The sequence below is a fragment of the Pseudomonas sp. NFACC04-2 genome, from assembly GCF_900119265.1.
In the GTDB taxonomy this organism is placed as follows: Bacteria; Pseudomonadota; Gammaproteobacteria; order Pseudomonadales; family Pseudomonadaceae; genus Aquipseudomonas; species Aquipseudomonas fluorescens_AA.
The window spans coordinates 239,075-264,836 of the sequence record NZ_FPJC01000004.1 but is presented as its reverse complement, the minus strand read 5'-3'; the positions used below and the strand labels follow the sequence as shown (position 1 = coordinate 264,836).

Genomic DNA, 25,762 nt, shown 5'->3' with positions numbered 1-25,762 from the left:
TCGGTGCACGGTCAGCCGTTCAGCCAATGTCCTTTGGCAAACGCTGCCACAACGCGTAATACACCCGCCCGGATTTCTGCTCGCGGTGCAAGCGCCAGTTGCCCGGCAAGCCCAGGGTGGACGGGGCAGTCTCGCTTTCAGTGTAGACCCAGGCATCCTCGGCCAGCCACTGACGCTCCTCGAGCAAGGCGCAGACTGTCGGCAACAGGTTCTGGTTGAAAGGAGGGTCCAGGAACACCAGGTCGAAAGGCGTTGCCGGTTGACTGTCCAGATAGCGCAGCGCGTCGGCGGTCTGCACCTGGCCGACGGTGCAACGCAGGGTGCCCAGGTGTTCCTTGAGGCTGGAGACCGCCAGGTTGCTGGCATCCAGCGCCTGGCCCATGGCGGCGCCACGGGACAGGGCCTCGAGAAACAGTGCGCCGCTGCCGGCGAACGGGTCGAGCACCCGGGCGCCTGCCACATAGGGCGCGAGCCAGTTGAACAGGGTTTCCCGTACGCGGTCCGGGGTGGGGCGCAACCCCGGGGCATCCGGGAAACTCAGGCGCCGGCTGCGCCATTCGCCGCCGATGATGCGCAACTGGTTCATACCGTTGTGCACGGGTTTCTTGCTGGAATTCGATGGACGGGCCATTAGTGCTCCGGAACCCCGAGCGGCTGCTCGGCAGGTTTGTCAGTAGGGGGCGGCAACGGCTTTTGCGGCACACTCGGGCCGGCGGTGACGATGACCATTTTGTCAGTGCTCAGGTGTTTGTTCAGCGCGGCCTTGACCTGCTCGACCGTCAGTTCCTGGGACTGGCGCATGAAGTCTTCCAGGTAGCTGAGCGGCAAGTCATAGAACCCCATGGCGCCGAGCTGGCCGACGATGTCGGCATTGCTGGCAGTGGACAGTGGGAAGCTGCCCGCCAACTCACGCTTGGCGTCATCGAGTTCTTTCTGGGTCGGACCGTTCTTGAGGTAGTCGGCGAACACATCCTGCACCAGTTTCAAGGTGCCTTCGCTCATTTCGGCACGGGTCTGCAGGTTGATCATGAACGGGCCGCGGGCTTGCATCGCCGTGAAGCCGGAATACACGCCATAGGTCAGGCCGCGTTTTTCGCGGACTTCAGTCATCAGTCGCGTACCGAAGCCACCGCCGCCGAGGATCTGGTTGCCCAGGGACACTGCGGCGTAGTCCGGATCGTCTCGGTCGATGCCCAGTTGCGCGAGCATCAGGTTGGTCTGCTTGGACGGGAACTCGATGTGGCCGATGCTTGCCTTCGGTTCCACCGGTGGCGGGGTTTTCGCCAGGGCCGGGCCTTTGGGCAGCGCGGCGGAGACCTGGCTGGCAATCGCTTCGGCTTCGGCGCGGGACAAGTCTCCCACCAGTGCAATCACTGCGTTGCCGGCGGCATAGGCCTTGGCATGGAACGCCCGGGCCTGGGCCAGGGTGATCGGTGGAATGCTGTCGGCGGTGCCGTCGCTGGAATGGGCATAAGGATGATCGCCGTAGAGGCGTTTCATCAGTTCCAGGCCCGCCAGTTTGCCGGGGTTCTGCTTCTGGTATTCGAACCCGGCGAGCATCTGGTTCTTGATCCGGGCGAAGGAGTCTGCGGGGAAAGTCGGTTTGCCAACGACTTCGGCGAACAGCTTCAATGCCGGCTCACGCTTGTCGGCGGGGCTGAGACTGCGCAGGGACGCCACGGCCATGTCCCGGTAGGCACCGTTGCCGAAGTCCGCGCCGAGGCTTTCGAAGCCTTGGGCGATGGCGCTGACGTCCTTGCCGGCCACGCCTTCGTTGAGCATGGCGTTGGTCAGCAGGGCGAGGCCGGGGGCGTCGCCGTCCTGGCTGCTGCCGGCGGCGAAGGTCAGGCGCAGGTCGAACATCGGCAATTCCCGGGCTTCGACGAACAGCACCTTGGCGCCGTCAGCGGTTGTCCAGGTTTGCACGTCGAGCTGGCGCCGACTGGGCGCCTTGTCATTCAGTTCGGCCAAGGATTGCAATTTGTTGCCGGACTTGGCCTTGTCCAATGCCTGGCTGGCGTTGGAGTGGGACGGCGACAGGTAAAAGGCCAGGCCGCCGGCCAGGGCGAGCAATACCAGGCCGGTCAGCACCAGGCGCGATGATTTGCGCTCATTCATGAGCTTTCTCCTCGGGCAGGACGTGCGCAACGCTCAGGCGCGAGCGGGTGAAATACAGCTGGGCTGCCTTCTGGATGTCTTGCGGGGTCACGCTCTGCAGTTCGGCGAGTTCGGTGTCCATCAGTTTCCAGGACAAACCGACGGTTTCCAGCTGGCCGATGGCGGTGGCCTGGCTGGTGATCGAGTCGCGCTCATACACCAGGCCGGCGATGACCTGGGCACGCACGCGTTCCAGTTCGTCGGCGGTGGGAGCGGTGGTTTTCAACTGTTCAAGCAATCGCCACAAGCCTGCTTCTGCCTGGGCGAGGGTTTTGTTTTTCTGCGTGTTGGGCGTCGCCGACAAGGTGAACAACGTGTCGCCGCGGGTGAAGGCGTCGTAGCTCGACGAGCCGCCGGACACCAACTCCTCGCCGCGCTCCAGTTGGGTCGGGATCCGGCCACTGTAGCCGCCGTCCAGCAGGGCCGAGATCAGCCGCAGAGCGTTGACCGACGCCTTGTCCGTCGCGGTGGCGATGCTCGGCACGTTGAAGGCCAGCATCACGCTGGGCAGTTGGGTCTGCACATGCAGGGTGATCTGGCGTTCGCCGGGTTCGGCCAGTTCCAGGGGGATTTTCGCGACCGGTACCGCGCGCCGGGCAATCGGGCCGAAGTAGCGCTGGGCCAGGGATTTGACCTCCTCCGGTGTCACGTCGCCAACCACCACCAGGGTCGCATTGTTCGGGGTGTACCAGGACTCGTACCAGTGACGCAGTTCCTCGACGGTCATCCGGTCCAGGTCGGCCATCCAGCCGATGGTCGGCGTGTGGTAGCCGCTGGCCGGGTAAGCCATGGCCTTGAAGCGCTCGTAGGCCTTGGACATGGGCTTGTCGTCGGTGCGCATGCGGCGCTCTTCCTTGATCACCTCGATCTCGCGGCTGAATTCCTCCGGCGGCAGGCGCAGGCTGGCCATGCGGTCGGCTTCCAGTTCGAAGGCCACCCCCAGGCGGTCGCGGGCCAGCACCTGGTAGTAGGCGGTGAAGTCGTCGCTGGTGAAGGCGTTCTCTTCGGCACCGAGGTCGCGCAGGATCAGCGACGCTTCGCCGGGACCGACTTTTTCACTGCCCTTGAACATCATGTGCTCAAGGGCGTGGGACAAACCGGTCTGGCCTGGCGTTTCGTAGCTGGAACCCACCTTGTACCAGACCTGGGACACCACCACTGGCGCACGATGGTCTTCGCGCACGACGACCTTCAGGCCGTTGTCGAGGGTGAATTCATGGGTGGGTTGTGGGTCGGCAGCCAAGGCTGAAAGAGGCAGACAAACTGTGCTGAGCAGCAGGCCTGCGGCGCGGCGGGCAAGAGCATTCATTCGTGTTTAAACCTGTTGGGTTGCCTGCTAGGTCTTAGCCTCAGCGGGCGAGGAGGTGCTAGGATACTGATCCGTTTTACTGGCGGCCACGCCTATCGGGCCTTTTATCGGCCCGGGGTTGTCTGGGTTCTCCGCAGAAACCCTGGGTTTGCTCGTTGATCCCGGTGTTTTCGCCGATGATGCCGTACCAGTCCTTCGAAAAAATCGACTTTGAGGCGTCCTGGGGGCGCTTCGACAAAATGTTGCGCGTGAACAAGCTGGATGAAACGCAGTCTGTTCAGCATTGAATATTTATCACCGAGGCGCCCTCTTGGCGCGTCGCTACCGTGAGATAGCCGTCCTCCATGTTTGGTTCCAACGACGACAAGAAGACCCCAGCCCCGGCTGGCGAGAAAAAAGGCCTGTTCGGATGGCTGCGCAAGAAGCCGCAGGATACCGTCGTCGAACAGCCACAAGCGCTGCCCGAGCCCGCCGCCGAGGCCGTGGCCGAAGAAGCCGCGCCCATTGTCCTGCCGATCGCCGAGCCGGTGCTGCAACCGGTCGAGCCTGAGCCCGTTGCCGAACCGATGGTCGAGCAGCCGCTGACCCCGCCCGCGGAGCAAACGCCCTGGCTGACCTTGCCGGTGGCGGAAGAGCCTGTCGCACTGGTGGAGGAAACGGCGCCCCATATCACCCCGCCGATTCCAGCGCCGACACCGGTTGTCGAGACGCCAGTCGTCGAAGCTGTCATCGAACCGCCAGCCGCCGTCGTTGCATCCGTGGTTGCGCCTGCCGCAACCGAGCCGGCACCTGCCGTGGTGGACACCGTCGAGCCCGTCCGCAGCGCTGAGGAAAACAAGGTCGGCTTCTTCGCCCGCCTCAAGCAGGGCCTGTCCAAGACCAGCGCCAGCATCGGCGAAGGCATGGCCAGCCTGTTCCTGGGCAAGAAAGTCATCGACGACGAATTGCTGGAGGACATCGAAACCCGCCTGCTGACCGCCGATGTCGGTGTCGAGGCCACCTCGGTGATCATCCAGAGCCTGACCCAGAAGGTCGCGCGCAAGCAGCTGACCGACGCCGATGCCCTGTACAAATCCCTGCAGGGCGAGCTGACCAGCCTGCTCAAGCCGGTGGAAAAGCCGCTGGTGATCGCCTCGCAGAACAAGCCGTTCGTGATCCTGGTCGTTGGCGTCAATGGCGCCGGCAAGACCACCACCATCGGCAAGCTGGCCAAGAAGCTGCAGCTCGAAGGCAAGAAAGTCATGCTTGCCGCCGGCGACACCTTCCGTGCCGCCGCGGTCGAACAGCTGCAAGTGTGGGGTGAGCGCAACAAGATCCCGGTAATCGCCCAGCACACCGGCGCCGACTCCGCGTCGGTGATCTTCGACGCCGTGCAGGCGGCCAAGGCCCGTGGCATCGATGTGCTGATCGCCGACACGGCCGGTCGCCTGCACACCAAAGACAACCTGATGGAAGAATTGAAGAAGGTGCGCCGGGTGATCGGCAAGCTCGACGCCGACGCGCCCCACGAAGTGCTGCTGGTGCTGGACGCCGGTACCGGCCAGAACGCCATCAACCAGGCCAAGCAGTTCAACCAGACCGTCGAGCTGACGGGGCTGGCCCTGACCAAGCTCGACGGCACCGCCAAGGGCGGGGTGATTTTCGCCTTGGCCAAGCAGTTCGGCCTGCCCATTCGCTACATCGGCGTGGGCGAAGGCATCGACGACTTGCGCACCTTTGAGGCCGAGCCCTTTGTCCAGGCACTGTTTGCCGAACGGGAGCATTCATGATTCGTTTCGAACAGGTCGGTAAACGCTATCCGAACGGTCACGTCGGCTTGCATGAGCTGAGCTTTCGGGTCCGTCGGGGCGAGTTTCTGTTTGTCACCGGCCATTCCGGCGCCGGTAAAAGCACCTTGCTGCGCCTGTTGCTGGCGATGGAGCGGCCTTCCACCGGCAAACTGCTGCTGGCCGGCCAGGACCTGAGCACCATCAGCAATGCCCAGATCCCCTACCTGCGGCGGCAGATCGGCGTGGTGTTCCAGAATCACCAGTTGTTGTTCGACCGCACGGTGTTCAACAACGTGGCGTTGCCGTTGCAGATTCTTGGCCTGTCCAAGGCCGAGATCATCAAGCGTGTGGACTCGGCCCTGGAGCGCGTGGCCCTGTCGGACAAGACCGACCTGTACCCGGGCGACCTGTCCACCGGCCAGCAACAGCGCGTCGGCATCGCCCGTGCCATCGTCCATCGCCCGGCCTTGCTGCTGGCGGACGAGCCCACCGGTAACCTCGACCCGCGCCTGGCGGCGGAAATCATGGGCGTGTTCGAAGACATCAACCGCCTGGGCACCAGCGTGCTGATCGCCAGTCACGACCTGGCCCTGATCGCCCGCATGCGTCACCGCATGCTCACCTTGCAACGCGGTCGATTGATCGGTGACGGGGAGGCCGGCGTATGAGTGCTACTCGCAGCCCGAAAGTGGCCGAACGCGTGGCCCCGAAGGCCTCCGATCCGCAGCCGCAAAAGAAAAAGCGCGACGATGACGACGGCCCGGATTTCGCCACTCTGCTGCGCGCCTGGATCGAAAGCCATCGCGCCAGCCTGCTGGACAGCCTGCGGCGCCTGGGCAAGCAGCCCATCGGCAGCTTCTTTACCTGCATGGTGATGGCGGTCGCCCTGAGCCTGCCCATGGGCCTGTCATTATTGCTGAACAATGTGGAGCGCCTGGGCGGCTCCTGGCAGCGCGCGGCGCAGATTTCACTCTATCTGCAGATGGACGCCAGTCCCGGCGAAGGCCAGGCATTGGTTGAGCAGATCAAGGCGATGCCGGGCGTGGCCGAAGCCGAGTACATCGGCCGCGAGCAGGCGCTGGAAGAGTTCCAGCAACAGTCCGGCCTGGGCGACGCGCTCAAGGAGCTGCCGGAAAACCCGCTGCCGGGCGTGGTGCTGGTGACGCCGAACGAGGTCGACAAGCCCGCCCTTGAAGCATTAAGACAAAGACTTTCCGAGTTGCCGAAGGTACAACAGGCGCAACTTGATCTAGTCTGGGTCGAGCGTCTAGCGGCGATCCTCAAGCTCGGCGACCGGTTTGTCTTCGGTCTGACGGTGCTGCTGGTTTCTGCATTACTTTTGGTGATAGGCAATACCATTCGTCTTCATATTGAAAACCGCCGCACCGAGATAGAAGTGATTAAACTCGTCGGCGGTACGGACAGTTATGTACGCAGGCCCTTCCTTTATATGGGGGCGCTGTATGGCTTCGGTGCGGGGATTCTGTCCTGGGGCGTATTGGCGTTTGGCCTGGACTGGCTGAACGATGCGGTAGTGGGGCTGGCCGGTTTGTACGGCAGTGATTTCGCGCTGGCCGGAGTGCCAGTCGCCGACGGTCTGTCGCTCTTGCTTGGCGCGGTGCTGTTGGGTTATATCGGTGCATGGATTGCGGTCGCACGCCACTTGCGTGAGCTTGCGCCAAAATAGTGTTTTTTGCGCGTATTGACCTTTCGGTTTTTGTGGGAACTTGTCTTTGGGTTCCCGGTCAATTTTCGCAGTGCTGAACTGCACGAGTTATGTGAGTCGGAGGTTTTTTCGTATGACCACTTCTTTGCAACCTGCTTATGCTCTGGTCCCGGGTGCGAACCTGGAGGCCTATGTGCACACGGTGAACAGCATCCCCTTGCTGACGCCCGAGCAGGAGCGTGAACTGGCCGAGAGTCTCTATTATGAGCAGGATCTTGAGGCGGCTCGGCAGATGGTGCTCGCCCACCTGCGTTTTGTCGTACATATCGCCCGCAGCTATTCTGGCTACGGGCTGGCCCAGGCCGACCTGATCCAGGAAGGCAACGTCGGCCTGATGAAGGCGGTCAAGCGCTTCAACCCGGAAATGGGTGTGCGCCTGGTGTCGTTCGCCGTGCACTGGATCAAGGCGGAAATCCACGAGTTCATCCTGCGCAACTGGCGCATCGTGAAAGTCGCGACCACCAAGGCCCAGCGCAAGCTGTTCTTCAACCTGCGCAGCCAGAAGAAGCGTCTGGCCTGGCTGAACAACGAAGAAGTCCACCGCGTGGCTGAAAGCCTGGGCGTAGAACCCCGGGAAGTGCGCGAGATGGAAAGCCGCCTGACCGGCCATGACATGGCTTTCGACCCGGCCGCCGAAGCGGACGACGACAGCGCTTTCCAATCGCCGGCCAACTACCTGGAAGACCACCGGTATGACCCGGCGCGTCAACTGGAAGACGCCGACTGGAGCGACAACTCCAACACCAACCTGCACGAAGCCCTGGAAGTGCTGGACGAACGCAGCCGCGACATCCTCTACCAGCGTTGGCTGGCCGAGGAAAAAGCCACGCTGCACGACCTGGCGCAGAAGTACAACGTGTCGGCCGAGCGGATTCGCCAGCTCGAGAAGAGCGCGATGAACAAGCTCAAGGTGTCGATTGCGGCTTGACCTGCGATAGCAGCCATAAAAAACGCCCCGATCAGTAATGATCGGGGCGTTTTTGTTTGTGCGGGCAAAAACCTCTGTGGGAGCGGGCTTGCTCGCGAATGCGGTGTGTCAGGCCATATCAATGTGTCTGACGCACCGCATTCGCGAGCAAGCCCGCTCCCACAAGGGGTCCTAAGTGTCTGGGCTACTGCGCCCAAGGCGCCCGCCGCGAACGATCGAGCTCCAGCAGGTAGCTGTCACCCCCCAGCTGGCTCATCTGCTGGCGAATCCAGCCCGCCCGCCGCAGCACATAAGGGCTCGGCCGGCTGGCGCTCCATTTCCGCGGGTTGGGCAATACCGCCGCCAGCAGGCTGGCCTGTTGTCGGGACAAGGCGTCAGCGCTGATGCGGAAGTGATGGCGTGCTGCTGCTTCCGCCCCGAACACGCCGTCATCCCACTCGACGCTGTTGAGGTACACCTCAAGGATCCGCTGCTTGGGCCAGAGCACTTCGATCAGCGCGGTGAACCAGGCCTCCAGACCTTTGCGCAGCCAGCTGCGGCCCGACCACAGGAACAGGTTCTTGGACACTTGCTGGCTGAGGGTGCTGGCGCCGCGAATCGAACCGCCACGCCCATTGTGAGCGAAGGCGGCCTGGATCGCGCCAATGTCGAAGCCCCAGTGCTCGGGGAATTTCTGATCTTCACCAGCGATCACCGCCACCTTGAGGCTGTCGGAAATCCGGTCCCAAGGCTGCCAGGTGCGTTGCAGGTCGATCGGCTCACCGCCGAACCAGGATTCAACCTTGCGCTCGATCATCAGCGCCGTGAACGGCGGCGGCACCACGCGAAACAGCAGCACCAGCACGACGCTGCCGACGGCGAACCAGAGCAGTGCTTTAAGGAATCGTCGAAACAATAAACGCAGCATAGAGATGGCTTGGCCGAACCCGTCGAGCGGGCCATTATACAGACCCTGTCCACCGAGTCTGACTGGAGTTCCCATGTTGCGTAGCTTTCTGATGCTGGCGGCTTTTTTCGGTTTCACGGGCGTGGCGCTGGGGGCATTTGCCGCCCATGGCCTGAAAAATCGCCTGAGCGCCGATTACCTGGCGATTTTCCACACCGGCGTCACCTACCAACTGGTGCACACCCTGGCGTTGCTGGGCGTTGCGCTGCTGGCTACGCATATTCCCGGTCGTATCGTCACTTGGGCCGGGATCTCCTTTGTCATCGGCATCCTGTTGTTCTCCGGCAGCCTGTACCTGCTGACGCTCACAGGCATCAGCAAGCTGGGCATCATCACCCCGTTGGGCGGCGTGGCGTTCCTGATCGGCTGGCTGTGCCTGGGGCTTGCCGCCTGGCGGCTGGGCTGACCGGGCAGTCCATTTCATGACGAATGGCTTGGGTCGCCCTGACTGATCGGGCTAGAATGCCAGCCCCTAAAAATGATGGCGGCATCCGGCATGCGCATTCAGTTGAACGGCGAACCCCTTGAACTGCCCGACGGCGAAACCGTTGCGGCCCTGCTGACCCGTCTGGAACTCGCTGGACGTCGCGTCGCGGTGGAGCTCAATCTGGATATCGTCCCGCGCAGCCAGCACGCCGAAACCACGTTGAACGACGGCGATTCGGTCGAAGTGGTCCACGCCATCGGTGGCGGCTAGTCGCATCGGTTTCGCAGTATTTCGCAAGAACCTCACCCCAACAGAGGATTTCCCATGAGCATCGTTCGTAGCGACAAGCCCTTCGTCCTGGCCGGTCGTACCTACCAGTCGCGCTTGCTGGTAGGCACCGGCAAATACCGCGACATGGACGAAACCCGCCTGGCCATCGAGGCCTCGGGCGCCGAGATCGTGACCGTCGCCGTGCGCCGGACCAACATCGGCCAGAACCCGGGCGAACCGAACCTGCTGGATATCCTGCCACCGGATCGCTACACCATCCTGCCGAACACCGCAGGTTGCTTCGACGCCATCGAGGCCGTGCGCACCTGTCGCCTGGCTCGTGAACTGCTCGATGGTCACAATCTGGTGAAGCTGGAAGTGCTGGCGGACCAGAAAACCCTGTTCCCCAACGTGATCGAAACCCTCAAGGCCGCCGAAACCCTGGTCAAGGAAGGTTTCGACGTGATGGTCTACACCAGCGATGACCCGATCATTGCCCGTCAACTGGCGGAAATCGGCTGCATCGCGGTCATGCCGCTGGCCGGCCTGATCGGTACTGGCCTGGGGATCTGCAACCCGTACAACCTGCAGATCATCCTGGAAGAAGCCAAGATCCCGGTGTTGGTGGATGCCGGTGTCGGCACCGCCTCCGACGCCACTATCGCCATGGAGCTGGGTTGTGAAGCGGTGCTGATGAACTCGGCTATCGCCCACGCCCAGCAGCCGGTCCTGATGGCCGAAGCCATGAAGCACGCCATCGTCGCCGGTCGCCTGGCGTACCTGGCCGGCCGCATGCCGAAAAAACTGTACGCCAGCGCCTCCTCGCCGCTGGATGGTCTGATCAAGTAAGAGCCATTGATGACTGAATCGAACGACACGCCGGTCCTGCCGGAAGAAGGCGAAGAGCGCAAGCACCGCCGCATCAAGAGTTTCGTGATGCGCGCCGGGCGCATGACTGAAGGCCAGCAGCGCGGCCTGGAGCAGGGCGCGCCGCTGTTTGTCCTGCCCCTGGCCGATGCGCCGGTGGATTTTGACCAGGTGTTCGGCCGCTCGGCCCCGCGCTCGCTGGAAATCGGCTTCGGCATGGGCCACTCGTTGCTGGAAATGGCCGCCGCTTCGCCGGAGCAGGATTTCATCGGGGTGGAAGTCCACCGTCCCGGCGTCGGTGCACTGCTCAACGGCGTGCTGACCCAGGGGTTGACCAACCTGCGGGTCTACGATTGCGACGCCATCGAGGTGCTCAACCGCTGCGTGGCCGATAACAGTCTCGACCGGCTGATGCTGTTCTTCCCGGACCCTTGGCACAAAAGCCGGCATCACAAGCGCCGCATCGTCCAGGCGTCGTTCGCTGAACTGGTGCGCAGCAAGTTGAAGGTCGGCGGCGTGCTGCATATGGCCACCGACTGGGAACCCTATGCCGAGTACATGCTGGAAGTGATGAACGTCGCCCCGGGTTATCGCAACCTGGCCGAAGACGGCAAGTGCGTGCCGCGCCCGGCCGAACGGCCGATCACCAAGTTCGAACGCCGTGGCGAACGGCTGGGGCATGGGGTTTGGGATTTGAAGTTCGAGAAGGTGGCGTAAGCACCGAAGATCCTGCTGAAATGGGATCCCCTGTGGGAGCGAGCTTGCTCGCGATGAGGGCATGACATCCAACATCAATGTTGACTGTTATACCGCCATCGCGAGCAAGCCCGCTCCCACAGTTGCTTTCTGGTGTGCCCTGGATCAGCGCCGATCCGCCACCACGCCAATCAACACCAGCACCACCAACAACACCGGCGCCAGGCTGTAGTTGTTGAACTGACTCAAGCCTCTGACGATCCATGGCGTGGCATAGATCAGCGCGGCACCGCTGCCGATCATGCACAGCAGGGCGATCAAGGGGACGCGCAAGGCGCCGGCGATGCTGCCCAGTCGTTGGTCGACCCAGCCCTTGATGTCGGCACCAAACAGCACCAGCAGGCAGCCTACCAATGCCAGGGAGATTTCCGACAGGTTGCTGCGGCTCCAGCGGGACACGGTGGCCAGCAGGTCGAGTACCAGATCCATTCGATTTCCTTGTGTTGATCAGCTCAGAAATGTCTGCAGCAAGTCATTGAGAAACAGCTGTCCGCGCTCGGTGGCCGCCAGACGTGTCGGTTCGACCTGCAACAACCCGCTTTGTTCGGCCTCGCGCCGGCCTTCGGCCAGGCTTTGCAGGGGCAACCCGGTGCGTTCCGGGTACAGCCGCGCGTCCACGCCTGCGGTCAGGCGCAGGGCATTCATCAGGAACTCGAACGGCAGTTCTTCATTGGCCAGGGTTTTCTCGCCAGCCTGGAAGCTTTTGGCCGGATTGAGGTAGTCCTTGGGCAGGCGGGTCTTCCAGGTGCGCACGATGCGCCCGTCCGGATGGCTGAGCTTGCCGTGGGCGCCGGCGCCGATGCCGATGAAGTCGCCGAAGCTCCAGTAGTTGAGGTTATGCCGCGCCGCCCGGCCGGGCTGGGCGTAGGCCGAGACTTCGTATTGGGCGTAGCCGTTTGCGGCCAGCAAGGCCTGCCCGGCTTCCTGGATGTCCCACAGCGTGTCGTCTTCGGGTAAGGTCGGCGGCTGATTCCAGAACACCGTGTTCGGTTCCAGCGTCAACTGGTACCAGGACACGTGGGTCGGCTTCAAGGCAATGGCCTGGCGCAGGTCGCTCAAGGCGTCGTCGAGGGACTGGTCGGGCAGCCCATGCATCAGGTCCAGGTTGAAGTTGTCGAACCCGGCCTGGCGGGCCATGCCGGCGGCGCGTATCGCTTCGTCACCGTTATGGATCCGCCCCAGGGCTTCGAGCTTGGCCTGCTGGAAGCTCTGGATGCCGATGGACAGGCGGTTGATGCCCAAGGCCCGGTAAGCGACGAATTTTTCTTGCTCGAACGTGCCGGGGTTGGCTTCCAGGGTGATTTCGATGTCCTGGGCGAACGGTATCCGCGCTTCGACCCCCTTGAGCAGCCGGCCCAGGGCTTGGGCACTGAACAGGCTTGGCGTACCGCCGCCGAAGAAGATCGAGCTCAGTTCACGGCCATGAACCCCGTGCAGGTCCTGGTCGAGATCGGCCAGCAAAGCGTCAACGTATTCCTCTTCCGGCAGATGCGCACTGGCAGTATGGGAGTTGAAATCGCAATAGGGGCATTTGCGTACGCACCACGGGATGTGGATGTACAACGCCAGGGGCGGCAGCACCGGCAGCGGCGCCCGAGGCGTTTGTGCACCGCCATGAATCAGGGGTGCGGGGACGTCGTCGGTCATTGCAGGCCCAGGCGTTGGCGCAGCAGAACCATGGCGCGGGCTCGGTGGCTCAGCTGATTTTTTTCCAACGGGCCCAGTTCGGCACTGGAGCAGTTGCGCTCCGGCACCCAGAACAGCGGGTCGTAGCCGAAACCGTGTTCGCCGCTCGCTTCGGTGAGAATGCGCCCGTGCCACAGGCCTTCGCAGAGGATCGGCAGCGGATCGTCGGCGTGGCGCACCAGGGCCAGCACACAGACGAACTGCGCGCCGCGCTCGGCTTCGGGCACGTCCTTGAGGGCATCGAGCAGCTTGGCGTTGTTCGCCGCATCACCTTTGCCGTCAGCGTAACGGGCCGAGTAAATGCCCGGTGCGCCGCCGAGGAAATCCACGGCCAGCCCGGAATCGTCGGCCAGCGCCGGCAGGCCCGAGATGCGCGCGGCATTGCGGGCCTTGAGGATGGCGTTCTCGACGAACGACAGGCCGGTTTCTTCCGGTTCCACCTGGCTGAATTCGCCAATCGAGCGCAACTGCACCGACCCGCCGAGCATGGCCTGCAGTTCCTTGAGTTTGCCGGCGTTGTGGCTGGCCAGTACGAGTTGGGTGAGGTTCATCATTCGCCGGGGAACAGTTCCTGGTTGAAGTTGAGGGTGTTGATCTTGTCGCCGGTTTTCACCTTGATTTCAAAGGTGCGGGTTTCCTGTTGGTCCACTGGATACTGGGCGATGTAATAGATCGCGCCTTGTTCGGTGACCTGGCGGAAGGAGAGGGGGACTGTCTTGCTAGTCAGGTCCTTCACCGTGCCGCTGACGTCGGCGATCAATGGCTTGCCGCTTTTGATCACCGAGACATTGATCACACCCTGGTTCTTGCTGCGAATCAGCTCGGCAGCCTTGGCGATCTCCGGCGTCAGGAAGGTGGAGTTGAAGGTGTTGTAGTGCACGGTGATATCACCGAACACTTCCTTGCGCTCGGCCTTGATGACGTCGGCGGCCATGGCGCCAACGCTCAGGCAAGCGGTGATGAGAAACAACGCTAGACGTTTCATGTCGTGCTCCTGGAGAGGCCGGGTCTTACACCGCGACCTGGTAATCGGCAAGGCCTGGGCTGCTGACCCGATAGATGCCTATTTCACCTAACAGATTAGGCCATAGCTTGCTGGCCCACCCGTGGCGGTGCTGTTGGTCCACGGCCAGGCGATCGATGACCTTGGCTTCACGTTCGCGGCACAGCGCTTCGAAATCCTTGAAGGTGCAGAAGTGGATGTTCGGCGTGTTGTACCAGGTGTAGGGCAGGAAGTCCGAAACCGGCATGCGACCTTTGCTCGCCAGGTACCAGCGGCAGCGCCAGTGACCGAAGTTGGGGAAGGTGATGATGCACTGGCGCCCGACCCGCAGCATTTCGTCGAGGATCTTGTCCGGGTAGTGCACCGCTTGCAGGGCTTGGGTCATGACCACGATGTCGAAGCTGTTGCTGGCGAAGTTGCCCAGGCCCTTGTCCAGGTCCTGCTCGATGACGTTGATGCCCTTGGCGACACACTCGGCAATGTTGTCCGGGTCGTTTTCCAGGCCGTAGCCGGTGACTTGTTTGTTGTCTCGCAGCCAGGTCAGCAGTTCGCCGTTGCCGCAGCCCAGGTCGAGCACGCGGCTGCCGGCGGGGATCCATTCCTGGATGATGTCCAGATCGGCTCTCATGGCGTCCTCACAGCGTTATACGGTTCATGTAATTGCCGAACGCCTGCAGGTAGCGCGGGATCGGGATCAAAAAGGCGTCGTGGCCCTGGGGCGCGTCGATTTCCAGGTAGCAGACGTCCTTGCGCGCGGCCATCAGCGCGTCCACCAGCTCCCGCGAGCGCGCCGGGGAGAAGCGCCAGTCGGTGGTGAACGACATCACGCAGAACTTGGCGGTGGCATTGGCGAAGGTTTTCGCCAGGTTATCGTCGAAGTTCGCCGCTGGATCGAAGTAGTCCAGGGCCTTGGTCATCAGCAGGTAGGTGTTGGCATCGAAACGCCCGGAGAACTCTTCACCCTGATAGCGCAGGTAGCTCTCGACCTGGAACTCGACGCTGTGGAAGTCGTAGTTGAGCTTTTCGCTCTTGAGGCCACGGCCGAATTTCTCGCCCATGGAGTCGTCGGACAGGTAGGTGATGTGCCCGACCATCCGCGCCAGCATCAGCCCGCGCTTGGGGATCACGCCGTGTTCCTGGAACGAACCGCCGTGGAATTCGGGGTCGGTGAGGATCGCCTGGCGCGCCACTTCGTTGAAGGCGATGTTTTGCGCCGACAGCTTGGGGGCCGAGGCGATTGCCAGGCAGTGGCGCACGCGGTCCGGGTAGGTGATGGTCCATTGCAGGGCCTGCATGCCCCCCAGGCTGCCGCCGATCACCGCGGCCCACTGGCCGATACCGAGGCGGTCGGCCAGGCGGGCCTGGCTGTGGACCCAGTCTTCCACGGTCAGCACCGGGAAATCGGCACCGAAGGGCTTGCCGGTGTCCGGGTTGAGGCTGCTGGGGCCGGTGGAGCCGTTGCAGCCGCCCAGGTTGTTCAGGCTGACCACGAAGAACTTGCTGGTGTCGATGGGTTTGCCCGGGCCGATGCAACTGTCCCACCAGCCGGGCTTGCGGTCGTCGATGCTGTGGTAGCCGGCGGCGTGGTGATGCCCCGACAAGGCGTGGCAAATCAGCACGGCATTGCTCGCCGTGGCATTGAGGGTGCCGTAGGTTTCGTAGATCAGGTCATAGGCTGGCAACGAACGGCCGCAGGCCAGGGCCAGGGGCTCGCTGAAATGCGCCGTTTGCGGCGTCACCAGACCAACGGAATCGGGGGGAAAGGCAGCTGGCATCGACCCTGCTCGCGTTGAAATGAGGCGTAAGTCTAAAGACCGCTGTGGCGGGCGGCAAGCAAAGGCGCAACCAGGGGATACAACGGTTGCGAGGGGATTTATTTGTGGCGAGGGGATTTATTCCCGCTGGGCTGCGAAGCAGCCCTGAAACCTGAGTATGCGGAGTATTAGACTGACCGAGTTGTCTGCTTTGGGGCCGCTTCGCGGCCCAGCGGGGATAAATCCCCTCGCCACAGACAGTTCTTTTGCCACAGAGAGCAGAGCTGGGGCGTCAGATCAGCAGCCGCAGGATTTCCGGCATCATGGTCATCGCCGCCAGGTTGTTGATCACCAGCATGTCGATCAGCTTGAGCACCATGAACGCCAGGATCGGCGAGATATCCAGGCCACCCAGGTTCGGCACGATGCGGCGGAACGGCGCCAGGGCCGGCTCGCAGATCTGGTTCACCAGCTCGGCCCCCGGGTTATGGCTGCCCGGCGCGACCCACGACAGGATCACGCTGATGATCATGGCGAAGAAGAAAATCTTCAGGAACAGCGCGGTCACGCCAATGATCGACCAGATCAGCAATTGCAGCGGGTTGCCGGTGGTGCCGTAGGTCAGCAGCAGGGTCAGGGCCATCAGCGCCAGTTGCACGAGGATCGCCAGGACCAGCGACGACATGTCCAGGCCGAACAGGCTCGGGATGATCCGGCGCAACGGCTTGAGCAGCGGCTGGGTGGCCTTGACGATGAACTGGCACAGCGGGTTGTAGAAGTTGGCGCGCACCAGTTGCAGCACGAAACGCAGCAGCACGATCAGCAAGTACAGGCTGCCGAGGGTTTGCAGCACGTAGACCGCTGCAGTGTTCAATCCAATCATGAATGGCTCCTTATTGGCCCAGTTGTTCGGCCATTTCGGCCGAGCGGTGCGCGGCGGCGCCGAGTGCTTTTTCCACCAGGGCTTCGAAGCCCCCGGCCTGGAACGATTTGATGGCCGCTTCGGTGGTGCCGGCCGGTGAGGTCACGCGACGACGCAGCTCGGCCGCATCGACGTTGCTCGACACCGCCATATGCGCGGCACCGAGGGCGGTCTGCAAGGTCAACTGGGCGGCGGTTTCCCGCGGCAGGCCAAGCTTTTCGCCAGCGGCGGTCATGGCTTCGATCAACAGGAAGAAGTACGCCGGGCCCGAGCCGGAGACGGCGGTGACCGCGTCCAGTTGCTGTTCGGTGTCCAGCCACAGGGCCAGGCCGACGGCCGACAGCAGCGTTTCGGCCTGCTGGCGTTGCTCGGCGCTCACCCGTGGCGTGGCGAACAGGCCGCTGACGCCCTGGCGCAACAGCGCCGGCGTGTTGGGCATGCAGCGTACGATCGGCTGGTCGCCGAGCCAGTTGTTCATGCTGGCGCAGGTGATGCCGGCAGCAATCGACACCACCAGTTGATGGGGCTTGAGGCTGGGGCGAAGGGCTTCGCAGACGGTTTTCATCGCTTGCGGCTTGACCGCCAGCACGATGACGTCGGCACCGTCGATGGCCTGGGCATTGTCGGCGAAGGTTTCGATGCCGTGCTCGGCACTCACTCGGGTGCGGGTCTCTTCACCCGGATCGCTGGCGCGGATCAGCGAAGCGTCCAGGCCCTTGGCCCGCAGGCCGCCGATCAGGCTGGCGGCCATGTTGCCGGCGCCGATGAAGGCAATACGCGTGTTGCTCATGACAGGTCCTTATAAAGAGATGAGTCGGTCATGGTTCAGGATTGACCGTAGTCGCGGGCACCAAACAGGGCAGTACCGATGCGCACCCAGGTGGCGCCCTGGGCAATGGCCGACTCGAGGTCGTGGCTCATGCCCATGGAAAGCGTGTCCAGCGGCAGTGCCAGGCTGGCTTGCAGGCGTTGAACGGCGGCGAAGGCTGCATCCTGGGCGGCACGCTCTTCGGTGGGTTCGGGAATCGCCATCAGCCCGCGCAGCTTCAGGCGCGGCAAAGCGCTGATGGCGCTGGCCAGGGCGGGCAGGTCCGCCGGGGTGCAGCCGGATTTGCTGGCTTCACCGCTGACGTTGACCTGGATACAGATGTTCAGCGGCGGCAACTCGGCCGGGCGTTGCTCGGACAGGCGCTGCGCAATTTTCAAGCGATCCACGGAATGCACCCAGTCGAAGTGTTCGGCGATAGCGCGCGTCTTGTTCGATTGAATGGGGCCGATGAAGTGCCAGATCAAGGGCAGGTCGGTCAATTCGACCTGTTTGCCCAGGGCCTCTTGCAGGTAGTTCTCGCCGAAGTCCCGCAGGCCGGCGGCATAGGCCTCACGCAGGGCCTGGGCGGGCTTGGTCTTGCTCACGGCCAGCAGTTGGACACTGCCTTCTGCACGTTGGGCGGTCTGCTCCGCCGTGCGGATGCGCGAACTAACCTGAGCAATGTTGTCTGCTATCGTGGACATAAAGGAAGCGCCAGCGGTGAGGTTCGCGGCATTCTACTGGAATTGAGGAGCGCTATGGATATCACTGAACTGCTGGCCTTCAGCGCCAAACAAGGGGCATCGGACCTGCATCTGTCCGCCGGGCTGCCGCCGATGATCCGCGTGGATGGCGATGTACGGCGGATCAACCTGCCGGCGCTGGACCACAAGCAGGTCCATGAACTGATCTACGACATCATGAACGACCGGCAACGGGTGGATTACGAAAAGTTTCTGGAGACCGACTTTTCCTTCGACGTGCCGGGCGTCGCGCGGTTCCGGGTCAACGCCTTCAACCAGAATCGCGGCGCGGGGGCGGTGTTCCGGACCATTCCGTCGAAAGTCCTGACCATGGAAGACCTGGGGATGGGCGAGGTGTTTCGCAAGGTGACCGAATCGCCGCGCGGGCTGGTGCTGGTGACCGGGCCGACGGGTTCGGGCAAGTCCACCACCCTGGCGGCCATGATCGACTACCTCAACAGCCATAAGCACCATCACATCCTCACCATCGAAGACCCTATCGAATTCGTTCACGAACCGCGCAAGTGCCTGATCAACCAGCGCGAGGTGCACCGCGACACCCAAAGCTTCTCCACGGCCCTGCGTTCAGCCCTGCGGGAGGATCCGGACGTGATCCTGGTGGGCGAGATGCGCGACCTGGAAACTATCCGCCTGGCACTGACCGCCGCCGAAACCGGGCACCTGGTGTTCGGCACCCTGCACACCACCTCGGCGGCCAAGACCATTGACCGGGTGGTGGATGTGTTCCCCGGCGACGAAAAGTCCATGGTGCGCTCGATGTTGTCGGAATCGTTGCAGGCAGTGATTTCCCAGGCGCTGATCAAGAAGATCGGCGGCGGCCGGATCGCGGCGCATGAAATCATGCTGGGAACCTCGGCCATCCGGAACCTGATCCGTGAAGACAAAATCGCGCAGATGTACTCATCGATCCAGACCGGCGGTTCGCTGGGGATGCAGACGCTGGATATGTGTTTGAAGGACTTGGTGAGCAAAGGCTTGATCAGCCGCGAGCATGCTCGGGAGAAGGCGCGTACGCCGGATAATTTCTGAGGCGGGAAAATGGTCAGTAAGGCCTGATACGGCCCCTGTGGCGAGGGAGCTTGCTCCCGCTGGGCCGCGAAGTGGACCCAAAATAATTGGGCCCACAGAGATCATTGGTCTGTTTTGGGGCGGCAGCGCCACCCAGCGGGAGCAAGCTCCCTCGCCACAGAGGGCCGGTGAGTTCTTCTGATCAGCGCTGAACCACGCGCAGCGCACCAGGCTCTTTCGGCAGCACTCGCTTGGCCACTACGTAGTGGGTGTCCCAGTACGGCTTGTTCAAGGTGTCGATGGTCACCGACTTGCCGCGGCGTGGGGCGTGGATGAAACGGTCGTTGCCCAGGTAGATGGCCACGTGGTTGACCCGGCGGCTCTTGAGCTTGAAGAAGATCAGGTCGCCGGGCTTGAGATCCTTGCGCTCGACCTTCTCGCCGTGACCGGCGGCCATGGCGTTGGACGTGCGCGGCAGGTCGAACGTGGCGTCGTTGAAAGCGTATTTCACCAACCCGCTGCAATCGAAGCCTTTACTTGGGCTGCTGCCGCCCCAACGATAAGGTGTGCCGAGTACATTCACGGCGCGGCTCAGCACGTTGCTGCTCGCTTTGGTCGCCATGGGCGGCACCAGCTTGCTGTTGGCCGTGCCCACGCGCTGGCCGCTTGGCTTGTTCTTGCTCGAAGGAGCAGAAACATGGGATTTCGGGGTGTAGCCGTTGACGTTGGGAAGACGTTGCTCACGATTGGTGGCGTGGGCGGCCAGTGGCAATAATAGGCAGATGGTTAGCCATGTCTTGAAAAATGGACGCATTAGGCAAGGCTCTTAAAGGTTAGCGCGCAACTTTATAACAGCTTTTTTTGTCATCTCGAGGCCGTTTGTCGATTCGAAACCCAGCGTAAACCCTGCACAATGGCGACAATTGGGCTTGATTGTCCGACACAACCCCCGTGTTACGGGCGTTTCCCTGGTTCGCGTCGCTCAGGACCGCTTGTCGGCGAGACACAAAAAAGTCACAAAAAGTCCGAACAAATTTTTCTATCGAGGCAAAAGAGGCCATTCATGAACAGCTATCAGCAGGACGCAATCCGCGATACCCACAGCAAAGTCATTGGATATCTGCTGTGGATTTTCGGTTTTACCGGCGCCCACCGTTTCTATTACGGCAAGCCGGTCACGGGCACGATCTGGTTCTTCACCTTCGGCCTGCTGGGCATCGGTTGGCTGATCGACCTGTTCCTGATTCCGGCCATGGACCGCGAGGCGGACCTGCGTTTCACCCCAGGGCCGATCGAGTACAGCGTGGCGTGGATTCTGCTGACGTTTCTCGGGGTGCTGGGCGTACACCGGATGTATCAGGGCAAGTGGATCAGCGGGATCATTTACCTGCTGACCGGCGGGGTGTTTTTCCTCGGGGTGCTGTATGACTTCTGGACGCTGAACGATCAGGTCTCGATTCGTAATGCGCAGAAGCGGGGGGCTTTTCACTAAGTCGGCTAGACCGAGTCGCCTGCATTCGCGAGCAAGCCCGCTCCCACATGGGATCCGCTGTGAACACATGATGTGTGAACACCTCAGATCCAATGTGGGAGCGGGCTTGCTCGCGAAGCAGGCGACGCGGTATCAGGCCTGGTGGGTGATCCGCCCATCCATCAGGGTATAGCGCACCACCCCTGGCAGGCTGTGACCGAGGAACGGGCAGTTGTCGCCCTTGGAGCGCCAGGCTTCACCGGCCACGGTGGACGCGGCTGGGTCGAACAGCACCAGGTCCGCCGCGGCGCCCACCGCCAGTTTCCCCGCCGGCAATTGCAGCGCCTGGGCCGGGCCGGCGCTCAGGCGGGCCAGCAAGGTCGGCAGGTCCAGCAAGCCGTCTTCCACCAGCGTCAGGGCCAGCGGCAGCAGCAGTTCGACGCTGCTGATGCCCGGCTCAGTGGCGCCGAACGGGGCCAGCTTGGCATCGCGCTCGTGGGGTTGGTGATGGCTGGAGATGGCCGAGATCACCCCGGACTTCACCGCCTCGCGCAGGCCATCGCGGTCGGCGCGGGTGCGCAGCGGCGGCTGGACGTGGTAAACGCTGTTGAAGTCGATCAGCGCCTCGTCGGTCAGGATCAACTGGTACAGCGCCACATCGGCGGTGACCGGCAAGCCGCGGGCCTGGGCCTGGGCGATCAACGCCGCGCCGCGGGCGCTGGTCAGCTGGCTGAAGTGGGCGCGCACGCCGCTTTGTTCCACCAACAGCAGGTCCCGGGCCAGGGCCACGGTCTCGGCGGTTTCCGGGATGCCTGGCAGGCCGAGGAAGCTGGCGGTCGGGCCTTCGTGGGCCAGGCCACCTTCGGCCAGGTCGTGATCCTGGGAGTTGAAGATCACCGTCAGGCCGAAGGTCGCCGCGTACTCCAGGGCGCGGCACAGGGTGCGGGTGTTGCGAAAACTGTTCAAGCCGTTGCCGAACGCCACGCAACCGGCGTCACGCAGGGCGATGAGTTCGGCCAGTTGCTCGCCGTCGAGGCCTTTGCTCAGTGCGCCAATCGGGAAGACCTTGGTGTTGCCGGCTTCGCGGGCGCGGTCGAGGATCAGTTCGGCCACGGCCGAGGTGTCCAGCACCGGTTTGGTCTGCGGCGGGCAGCACAGGCTGGTCACGCCACCGGCAGCGGCGGCCCGGGTTTCGCTGACGATGCTGCCTTTGCGGCTGTAGCCCGGTTCGCGCAGGGCGACGTTCAGGTCCACCAGGCCAGGCGCTGCCACCAAGCCCTGGGCGTCGAGGATTTCAGCCGCCACGAAACCGGTGGGCGCGGCGCCCAGGGCGACGATCTTGCAGGCATCGATATGAATGTCAGTCACTTGATCCAGGCCGCTGGCTGGATCGATCACGCGTGCGCCGAGAATGCTGAGCTTCACTGGGCGTTCTCCTGGTCGAATTGGCGCTGGGCCGTTTGCCCGCTCATGGCCATGGACAGCACGGCCATGCGGATGGCGATGCCGTAGGTCACCTGGTTGAGGATCACCGAGTGCGGCCCGTCGGCCACCGCCGACTCGATCTCCACGCCGCGGTTGATCGGCCCTGGGTGCATGACGATGGCGTCCGGCTTGGCCCCGGCCAGGCGCGCGGTGGTCAGGCCGAACAGGCGGTAGAACTCGCCTTCGCTGGGCAGCAGGCCGCCGGTCATGCGCTCGCGTTGCAGGCGCAGCATGATCACCACGTCCACATCCTTGAGGCCTTCGGTCATGTCGGTGTAGACCTTCACGCCGTATTGCTCGACGCCGATGGGCAGCAGGGTTTTTGGCGCGATCACGCGGATGTCCGGGCAACCGAGGGTCTTGAGGGCCAGCATGTTCGAGCGGGCGACCCGCGAGTGCAGGATGTCGCCGACGATGGCCACCGACAGGTTCTCGAAGCTGCCCTTGTGCCGGCGGATGGTCAGCATGTCCAGCATGCCCTGGGTCGGGTGGGCGTGACGGCCGTCGCCGCCGTTGATGATCGCCACCTGTGGGCACACATGTTCGGCGATGAAGTGCGCGGCACCGGAATCACCGTGACGCACGACGAACATGTCGGCGGCCATGGCTTCGAGGTTGCGCAGGGTGTCGAGCAGGGTTTCGCCCTTGCTCGCCGAGGATGTCGACACGTTGAGGGTGATCACGTCCGCCGACAGCCGCTGGGCCGCCAGTTCGAAGGTGGTGCGGGTGCGGGTGGAGTTTTCGAAGAACACATTGCACACGGTCTTGCCGCGCAGCAACGGGACCTTCTTCACCGCCCGGGCACCGACTTCGAGGAAGGAGTCGGCAGTGTCGAGGATTTCCGTCAACAGCTCGCGGCGCAGGCCGTCGAGGGACAGGAAGTGCCGCAGCTGGCCCTGATCGTTGAGCTGCAGCGGGCGCTTGGTTTCGAGAGGCGTCATCGCGATGGACTCTTACAAGGGCAGTTAAAGGGCAAGGTCTTGCAGTTCGAGTTGCAGCGGCGACGGCCCGGAGAGCTTGACCCGCTCATGGGCGGCCAGCGTCAGCGTCGCGCCGACCACGTTCGGCCGGATCGGCAGCTCGGCGGCGTCCAGGTCCAGCAGGCACACCAGCGTCACGCTGGCCGGGCGACCGTAGTCGAACAGTTCGTTCATGGCGGCGCGGATGGTCCGGCCGCTCATCAGCACGTCGTCGATCAGCACCAGGTGCTGGCCTTCGATCTCGAACGGCAGCGCCGAGGGGCGCACTTGCGGGTGCAGGCCGTTCTGGCTGAAGTCGTCGCGGTAGAAGGACACATCCAGGGTGCCCAGCGGCGATTGGCTGCCCAGTGCTTCGAGCAAGGCCTGGGCGACCCAGACGCCACCGGTGCGAATACCGATGTAGCGCGGTTCGCGAATGCCGCGTTGTTCCAGATGTGCCGTGAGACGAATCGCCATCTGGCTGATCAGTTCGGCAGGATTGGGCAGGCTCATGCTGGCTCCTTCAGGTTCCCGGGCCGGTGGTGAGTGGCGCGGCTTGTCGCTAAAAGAAAGCGCCTTGGCGGCGCTTTGTAAAAAAATCAGGTTTCGAACAGGGCGGCGTTGGCGTCGAGCCAGCCTTGCAGCAGCAGGGCGGCGGCGATGGCGTCCACCGGGTTGTCGCGGTAGCTGCCTTTCTGTCCGCCCCGCACCAGGCGCTCGCCCTTGGCCTCGAAGGTGGTCAGGCGCTCATCATGGGTATAGAAGGGCAGGTTGTAGCGGCCATTGAGCCGGCGGGCGAACTTTTCGGCCCGCAGGCACATATCGCTGGGCGTGCCGTCCATGTTCAGCGGCAGGCCGACCACCACGGCATCGGGTTTCCACTCCTTGATCAGCGCTTCGACCTGGTTCCAGTCCGGAACACCGTTCTGCGCCTTCAAGGTGCACAACTCGCGGGCCTGGCCGGTAATGACCTGGCCGACCGCTACGCCGATCTGTTTGGTGCCGTAATCGAAGCCCAGCAGCAAGCGCAGGGCCATCAGGCGTGCCCTGCCTGGCTGGTGAGCAGGCTGAGGTTGACCCCCAGCCGGCTGGCCGCCGCTTCCAGGCGCAATTCGCTGCTGGTATTGAACAGGATGTCGGCGTCGAACGGGCAGGTCAGCCAGGCGTTGTCGGCCAGCTCGGCTTCCAGTTGCCCCGGTTCCCAACCGGCATAGCCGAGGGCGATCAGGCTTTTCTGCGGGCCGATGCCGTCGGCGATGGCGAACAGCACGTCCTGGGAGGTGGAGAGCGACAAGCCGTCCAGGTCCACCGTGGCCTGGTATTTGGGGCCCGATGGATGGAGCACGAAGCCGCGGTCGGTCTGCACCGGGCCGCCGATGAAAATCGGCACGTGCTGGCACAGGAGTGGCGGTTCGACCTCGGGCCGCAGTTGCTCAAGAATGTCCGCCAGGCTCAGCTCCTGCGGGCGATTGATCACCAGCCCCATGGCCCCATTGGCCGTGTGCTCGACGATGTAGGTCAAGGTATGGGCAAAGTTCGGATCGGCCATGTGCGGCATGGCAATCAGGAAGTGATGCTTGAGGTAGGTGGGGCTGACGTTTTTCATAGGCGCTAGTGTGGCGGCGCAGGGCCGAACTGACAAGCTGGGGATGTGCAAGAAGTCCCCCGATCTGGCCGGCGACACCGATCAAATGTGGGAGCGGGCTTGCTCGCGAAGGGGCCCGTGTAACCGATAGATCTCTTGCGGCAGGACCGCCGTCTTCGCGGGCAAGCCCGCTCCCACAAGGGATCTGCGGCGGGCGCAGAGGTTATGTCCGGCACAAACCCGTGATCAATTGCTGGACAGCCGGTCGCCGCGGGCGAATTTCCAGGTGCGGATGATTTCCAACCGGTCGATGTCCGACAGGTCCCCGGTAAACGGCGCGAACGGCGCAGCCAGGCGCACGATCCGCTGGGCGGCCTGGTCCAGCAGCGGCTGGCCGGAGGATTCGAGCACCAGCACTTCATACAACGAGCCGTCCCGATTGATCGAGACCATCAGCCGCAGGTTGCCGTAGATCTGCTTGCGCCGGGCTTCGTCGGGGTAGTTGAGATTGCCGATGCGCTCGACCTTCTTGCGCCACTCGTCCTTGTACCAGGCACCCTTGTCGCGCATGGTCGAAGCGGCGCTCAGGCGGTGGATGCGCGGGCGTTTGGCATACAGCTGTTGCTCCTGGGCCAGTTCGGCTTCCAGGCTGGCGATGTCGCTGGACAGCTGGGAACTGTCGAAAACGGGCGCTGGGGCCTTGGGCTTGGGATCGGGCTTGACCTCTTCCTTGACCGGGGCTTTCTTCGGCTTCGGCGCCACAGTGGTCACGGCCGCCTTGGGTGCCGTTTCCTGCACTTCGGGCTTGGCCGCTGGCGGCGGGGTGACTTTCTGCACCGTGTTGTCTTGGAATGGTGCGATCTCGGTGGTCTTGGGGATCGCCTTTTTTTCCAGGGTGCCGCTGCCTTGCTGGTTTTCCTGGGCGAGGAAATCGGCCTTCTTGGGCTTGGTTTCGCTCTTGAAGGTGGCCAGGGTGATTTCCAGGGTCTGGCTGATCTGCTTCGGCTCGACCGTGGCAAACCCGACGCCCAGCAGCAACGCCAAGTGGATCAGCGCCGCCAGGAACAGGGTAAAACCGAGGCGATCGGCCGGGCGCACGCCACGATGGGCGAGCTCTAGGGGCAGATCGGACGGGAGTGTCATGACAAGGAAACCAACATCG

At 63.1% G+C, this 25,762-nt stretch carries 30 protein-coding genes; 10 read left to right on the top strand and 20 right to left on the bottom strand.

The genetic code is table 11. The annotated features are described in order from the left end of the window. Positions 1 to 19: 19 nt before the first annotated feature. The 3 genes from rsmD to BT125_RS07750 are packed head-to-tail and all read right to left on the bottom strand — an operon-like array spanning position 20 to position 3,466. Entirely contained in the window at positions 20 to 631 is a 612-nt protein-coding gene (rsmD, locus tag BT125_RS07760; RefSeq protein WP_072405923.1) for a 16S rRNA (guanine(966)-N(2))-methyltransferase RsmD, read from the bottom strand. Then, positions 631 to 2,118: a M16 family metallopeptidase gene (locus BT125_RS07755; protein ID WP_072405922.1), complete on the bottom strand. Its 1,488-nt coding sequence runs from the start codon at positions 2,116 to 2,118 to the stop codon at positions 631 to 633. Before BT125_RS07755 ends, rsmD begins: the two co-directional genes overlap by 1 nt. After that, complete coding sequence (locus tag BT125_RS07750; RefSeq protein WP_072405921.1) at positions 2,111 to 3,466, bottom strand: M16 family metallopeptidase; 1,356 nt, start codon at positions 3,464 to 3,466, stop codon at positions 2,111 to 2,113. The genes BT125_RS07755 and BT125_RS07750 overlap by 8 nt, the downstream gene beginning before the upstream one ends. 344 nt (positions 3,467 to 3,810) lie before the next feature. Between BT125_RS07750 and ftsY the strand changes: the two genes are divergently transcribed. From ftsY to rpoH, 4 genes are all read left to right on the top strand, one after another. After that, a complete protein-coding gene (ftsY, locus tag BT125_RS07745; protein WP_072405920.1) occupies positions 3,811 to 5,235 on the top strand; it encodes a signal recognition particle-docking protein FtsY in 1,425 nt (474 codons plus the stop codon). Then, positions 5,232 to 5,903, top strand: a complete 672-nt coding sequence (gene ftsE, locus BT125_RS07740) for a cell division ATP-binding protein FtsE (protein WP_003177474.1) — start codon at positions 5,232 to 5,234, stop codon at positions 5,901 to 5,903. Before ftsY ends, ftsE begins: the two co-directional genes overlap by 4 nt. Next, positions 5,900 to 6,922, top strand: coding sequence for a permease-like cell division protein FtsX (gene ftsX, locus BT125_RS07735; protein ID WP_072405919.1), 1,023 nt, complete (start codon positions 5,900 to 5,902; stop codon positions 6,920 to 6,922). Before ftsE ends, ftsX begins: the two co-directional genes overlap by 4 nt. Before the next feature lie 112 nt (positions 6,923 to 7,034). After that, the gene (gene rpoH, locus BT125_RS07730) at positions 7,035 to 7,889 is read left to right on the top strand and encodes an RNA polymerase sigma factor RpoH (protein WP_003177476.1); all 855 of its coding nucleotides are present in this window, start codon (positions 7,035 to 7,037) and stop codon (positions 7,887 to 7,889) included. A gap of 184 nt (positions 7,890 to 8,073) precedes the next feature. Here rpoH and mtgA read toward each other — a convergent pair whose 3' ends face one another. After that, complete coding sequence (gene mtgA, locus BT125_RS07725) at positions 8,074 to 8,796, bottom strand: monofunctional biosynthetic peptidoglycan transglycosylase (protein WP_072405918.1); 723 nt, start codon at positions 8,794 to 8,796, stop codon at positions 8,074 to 8,076. A 73-nt stretch (positions 8,797 to 8,869) separates the two neighbouring features. On the opposite strand from mtgA, the gene BT125_RS07720 reads away from it, so the two are divergent. The 4 genes from BT125_RS07720 (at position 8,870) to trmB (ending at position 11,116) form a co-directional block, all read left to right on the top strand. Next, complete coding sequence (locus BT125_RS07720; protein ID WP_072405917.1) at positions 8,870 to 9,241, top strand: DUF423 domain-containing protein; 372 nt, start codon at positions 8,870 to 8,872, stop codon at positions 9,239 to 9,241. Positions 9,242 to 9,331: 90 nt separating this feature from the next. Beyond that, a complete protein-coding gene (gene thiS / locus BT125_RS07715) occupies positions 9,332 to 9,532 on the top strand; it encodes a sulfur carrier protein ThiS (protein ID WP_060740194.1) in 201 nt (66 codons plus the stop codon). Between the two features lie 54 nt (positions 9,533 to 9,586). Beyond that, a complete protein-coding gene (locus BT125_RS07710; protein WP_072405916.1) occupies positions 9,587 to 10,381 on the top strand; it encodes a thiazole synthase in 795 nt (264 codons plus the stop codon). 9 nt (positions 10,382 to 10,390) lie between these two features. Continuing rightward, complete coding sequence (gene trmB, locus BT125_RS07705) at positions 10,391 to 11,116, top strand: tRNA (guanosine(46)-N7)-methyltransferase TrmB (protein ID WP_072405915.1); 726 nt, start codon at positions 10,391 to 10,393, stop codon at positions 11,114 to 11,116. A 144-nt stretch (positions 11,117 to 11,260) separates the two neighbouring features. Here trmB and BT125_RS07700 read toward each other — a convergent pair whose 3' ends face one another. From BT125_RS07700 to BT125_RS07660, 9 genes are all read right to left on the bottom strand, one after another. Beyond that, the gene (locus tag BT125_RS07700) at positions 11,261 to 11,584 is read right to left on the bottom strand and encodes a DUF3392 domain-containing protein (protein WP_060740196.1); all 324 of its coding nucleotides are present in this window, start codon (positions 11,582 to 11,584) and stop codon (positions 11,261 to 11,263) included. 18 nt (positions 11,585 to 11,602) lie between these two features. Then, positions 11,603 to 12,802, bottom strand: a complete 1,200-nt coding sequence (gene hemW, locus BT125_RS07695) for a radical SAM family heme chaperone HemW (protein WP_072405914.1) — start codon at positions 12,800 to 12,802, stop codon at positions 11,603 to 11,605. Next, entirely contained in the window at positions 12,799 to 13,395 is a 597-nt protein-coding gene (gene rdgB, locus BT125_RS07690) for an RdgB/HAM1 family non-canonical purine NTP pyrophosphatase (protein WP_072405913.1), read from the bottom strand. The genes hemW and rdgB overlap by 4 nt, the downstream gene beginning before the upstream one ends. Next, a complete protein-coding gene (locus BT125_RS07685) occupies positions 13,392 to 13,826 on the bottom strand; it encodes a DUF4426 domain-containing protein (RefSeq protein WP_072405912.1) in 435 nt (144 codons plus the stop codon). The genes rdgB and BT125_RS07685 overlap by 4 nt, the downstream gene beginning before the upstream one ends. A gap of 25 nt (positions 13,827 to 13,851) precedes the next feature. After that, positions 13,852 to 14,472, bottom strand: coding sequence for a methionine biosynthesis protein MetW (gene metW / locus BT125_RS07680; RefSeq protein WP_060740200.1), 621 nt, complete (start codon positions 14,470 to 14,472; stop codon positions 13,852 to 13,854). Positions 14,473 to 14,479: 7 nt separating this feature from the next. Continuing rightward, complete coding sequence (locus tag BT125_RS07675; RefSeq protein ID WP_046063237.1) at positions 14,480 to 15,619, bottom strand: homoserine O-succinyltransferase MetX; 1,140 nt, start codon at positions 15,617 to 15,619, stop codon at positions 14,480 to 14,482. Positions 15,620 to 15,890: 271 nt separating this feature from the next. After that, positions 15,891 to 16,481: a YggT family protein gene (locus BT125_RS07670; protein WP_072405911.1), complete on the bottom strand. Its 591-nt coding sequence runs from the start codon at positions 16,479 to 16,481 to the stop codon at positions 15,891 to 15,893. Positions 16,482 to 16,491: 10 nt separating this feature from the next. Continuing rightward, positions 16,492 to 17,310 (bottom strand): pyrroline-5-carboxylate reductase, encoded by an 819-nt coding sequence (proC, locus tag BT125_RS07665; RefSeq protein ID WP_072405910.1) that lies wholly within the window; start codon positions 17,308 to 17,310, stop codon positions 16,492 to 16,494. 35 nt (positions 17,311 to 17,345) lie between these two features. Then, on the bottom strand, positions 17,346 to 18,032 hold the full coding sequence (locus BT125_RS07660; RefSeq protein ID WP_072405909.1) for a YggS family pyridoxal phosphate-dependent enzyme: 687 nt from the start codon (positions 18,030 to 18,032) through the stop codon (positions 17,346 to 17,348). Positions 18,033 to 18,086: 54 nt separating this feature from the next. Between BT125_RS07660 and BT125_RS07655 the strand changes: the two genes are divergently transcribed. Then, the gene (locus BT125_RS07655) at positions 18,087 to 19,121 is read left to right on the top strand and encodes a type IV pilus twitching motility protein PilT (RefSeq protein ID WP_072405908.1); all 1,035 of its coding nucleotides are present in this window, start codon (positions 18,087 to 18,089) and stop codon (positions 19,119 to 19,121) included. Between the two features lie 181 nt (positions 19,122 to 19,302). On the opposite strand, the gene BT125_RS07650 is transcribed toward BT125_RS07655, so the two are convergent. Beyond that, the gene (locus BT125_RS07650) at positions 19,303 to 19,914 is read right to left on the bottom strand and encodes a C40 family peptidase (RefSeq protein WP_072405907.1); all 612 of its coding nucleotides are present in this window, start codon (positions 19,912 to 19,914) and stop codon (positions 19,303 to 19,305) included. A 249-nt stretch (positions 19,915 to 20,163) separates the two neighbouring features. Here BT125_RS07650 and BT125_RS07645 point away from each other — a divergent pair, with 249 nt between their 5' ends. Then, positions 20,164 to 20,592, top strand: coding sequence for an NINE protein (locus tag BT125_RS07645; protein ID WP_072405906.1), 429 nt, complete (start codon positions 20,164 to 20,166; stop codon positions 20,590 to 20,592). Positions 20,593 to 20,724: 132 nt separating this feature from the next. On the opposite strand, the gene BT125_RS07640 is transcribed toward BT125_RS07645, so the two are convergent. The 6 genes from BT125_RS07640 to BT125_RS07615 form a co-directional block, all read right to left on the bottom strand. Then, on the bottom strand, positions 20,725 to 21,996 hold the full coding sequence (locus BT125_RS07640) for a dihydroorotase (RefSeq protein WP_072405905.1): 1,272 nt from the start codon (positions 21,994 to 21,996) through the stop codon (positions 20,725 to 20,727). After that, complete coding sequence (locus tag BT125_RS07635) at positions 21,993 to 22,997, bottom strand: aspartate carbamoyltransferase catalytic subunit (RefSeq protein WP_003177495.1); 1,005 nt, start codon at positions 22,995 to 22,997, stop codon at positions 21,993 to 21,995. The genes BT125_RS07640 and BT125_RS07635 overlap by 4 nt, the downstream gene beginning before the upstream one ends. Before the next feature lie 24 nt (positions 22,998 to 23,021). Next, positions 23,022 to 23,528, bottom strand: coding sequence for a bifunctional pyr operon transcriptional regulator/uracil phosphoribosyltransferase PyrR (gene pyrR / locus BT125_RS07630; RefSeq protein WP_072405904.1), 507 nt, complete (start codon positions 23,526 to 23,528; stop codon positions 23,022 to 23,024). Between the two features lie 86 nt (positions 23,529 to 23,614). After that, on the bottom strand, positions 23,615 to 24,052 hold the full coding sequence (gene ruvX / locus BT125_RS07625; protein ID WP_003177497.1) for a Holliday junction resolvase RuvX: 438 nt from the start codon (positions 24,050 to 24,052) through the stop codon (positions 23,615 to 23,617). Further along, positions 24,052 to 24,621, bottom strand: a complete 570-nt coding sequence (locus BT125_RS07620) for a YqgE/AlgH family protein (protein WP_072405903.1) — start codon at positions 24,619 to 24,621, stop codon at positions 24,052 to 24,054. Before BT125_RS07620 ends, ruvX begins: the two co-directional genes overlap by 1 nt. Before the next feature lie 225 nt (positions 24,622 to 24,846). Further along, positions 24,847 to 25,743, bottom strand: a complete 897-nt coding sequence (locus BT125_RS07615) for an energy transducer TonB (protein WP_072405902.1) — start codon at positions 25,741 to 25,743, stop codon at positions 24,847 to 24,849. Positions 25,744 to 25,762: the final 19 nt, after the last annotated feature.